The 2,065-nt window shown below is 37.5% G+C and carries 1 protein-coding gene; it reads left to right on the top strand.

Translation table 11 applies throughout. From position 1 onward, the window contains the following. Positions 1-291: 291 nt before the first annotated feature. Positions 292-1,899: a purine-cytosine permease family protein gene (locus J502_RS15860; protein WP_034685162.1), complete on the top strand. Its 1,608-nt coding sequence runs from the start codon at positions 292-294 to the stop codon at positions 1,897-1,899. The last annotated feature ends 166 nt before the right edge of the window (positions 1,900-2,065 follow it).

The following is a 2,065-nucleotide window of genomic DNA, read 5'->3' as shown; positions in this document are numbered from 1 at the left end:
AATATATTACCTTATACCATTTATAAATTTTAATTTACATAAAGATAATAAAACTATATAAAAATAGATTTCAATCGAATATATATAATTTTCTAAGGCCGCTTTATATTGGGGCTTAAATTAGTTCTATTTCTAAAAATTTACATAAATTTTAAATTAGATCAAGAATTTTATTTAAATATTAATTTATATTTTTCAGCAAATTAATATATTTTATTTTTTATTTAGAAAACTGGCACTACTTTTGCTAAGCATTTAGACAGACACAAAATAAAAACAGGAGTGTTTGTGATGCATAACTCATCAGCAACAGATGTACTAGAGAATAGTCCTTCTTCTGCCGCCAATGAAACCCTAGAGGATTATACGTTACGTTATGCGCCTCACAGTTTTAGACGCTGGAGTCCAAAGGTAGTAGCCATTACAGCATTAGGCGGAATTGCTTATCTGGCAGATTTTTCTATTGGTGCCAGTATCGGCATGGCATATGGTACTACAAATGCAGTGTTTTCAATTCTATTTGCGGCGCTCATTATTTTTTTAACAGGTATTCCACTGGCTTATTATGCAGCACGTTACAATATTGATCTGGACCTGATTACACGTGGAGCTGGATTTGGCTACTTTGGTTCAGTGCTAACCAGTATCATCTTTGCCAGTTTTACCTTTATTTTCTTTGCGCTTGAGGGATCAATTATGGCGCAAGGCTTGTTACTGGGTTTAGGTATTCCCCTCTGGGCAGGCTATCTGGTCTCTACCGTGCTGGTTATTCCACTAGTTATTTATGGTATGAAAGCTCTCACTAAATTACAGGTCTGGACTACCCCAATCTGGCTGATACTGATGATCGGACCGGTCGCTTATCTGATTTATCAGGAACCTGATCTGATAAGCCAGTTTGCTGCTTATGGCGGAAATGAGGGATTTGCAGTATTAGATATGGCAGCAATCATGCTGGGTGCAGGAATCTGTCTTTCACTCATCATGCAAATTGGTGAACAGATTGATTACCTGCGTTTTATGCCCGCTAAAACTAAGGAAAATAGTAAATCCTGGTGGATCGCAGTAATTTCTGCAGGTCCGGGCTGGGTCATTTTGGGTGCAATCAAGCAAATTATTGGGGCATTTTTAGGTTTTTATCTTCTTACAAAAATTCCAGGTGTAAACAGTACTGAACCTGTGCAACAGTTCAATGCAGCATTCCATGACATGTTACCAGGCTGGCTGGCTCTCAGTCTTGCTGTCATTCTGGTGGTAATTTCACAGATCAAAATCAATGTTACCAATGCCTATTCAGGATCACTGGCTTGGACGAGTGCTTATACCCGTATTACCAAGCATTATCCGGGTCGGATTATCTTTGTGATGGTCAATCTGGCCATTGCACTGGCACTGATGGAAGGCAATATGTTTGCAGTTTTAGGTAAAATCCTAGGTTTTTACTCTAACTTTGCAATAGCCTGGGTAGTGGTGGTCGCGACTGATATTGCTATTAATAAATATGTACTAAAGCTTTCTCCTAAAGAGCCTGAATACCGCCGTGACATGCTTTATAACATTAACCCGGTAGGCATGGTGTCATTTCTGGTAGCGGCTGGGTTATCTATTGCGGCATTCTTTGGCCTGCTTGGTGAATTTCTGGCACCTTATTCCCCTCTGATTGCACTGTTGGTAGCTTTTATCCTGACGCCCCTGATGGGTTTACTGACCAAGGGCAAATACTATATTAAAAATAGTAATGATGGTCTGAAAGAGGCACGCTACGATACAGAAGGGACACCGGTAGCAACTGTCTATCACTGTGTAGCATGTAATGAAAATTATGAACGGCCAGATGTGATGTATTCGCATCGGCACAGTGGAGTGATCTGTTCTTTGTGCAAAACAATGGAAAAATAATAAATATAAGAGAACAAGAATAAAAATAAAGAAAATAATAAAATCATACATCAGGCTTCTATTTAGAAGCCTATTTTTATTGCCAGATATTAATATTTGTACTGATTAATTTATTTCAAAGTATTTATTATTAATTTTTTAAAATAATTAATTCACTCTTATTTTT

It is taken from the genome of Acinetobacter sp. 1294596, from assembly GCF_000582925.1.
GTDB classification, from domain to species: Bacteria; Pseudomonadota; Gammaproteobacteria; order Pseudomonadales; family Moraxellaceae; genus Acinetobacter; species Acinetobacter radioresistens.
This window is presented reverse-complemented; position numbering and strand designations above follow the sequence as displayed.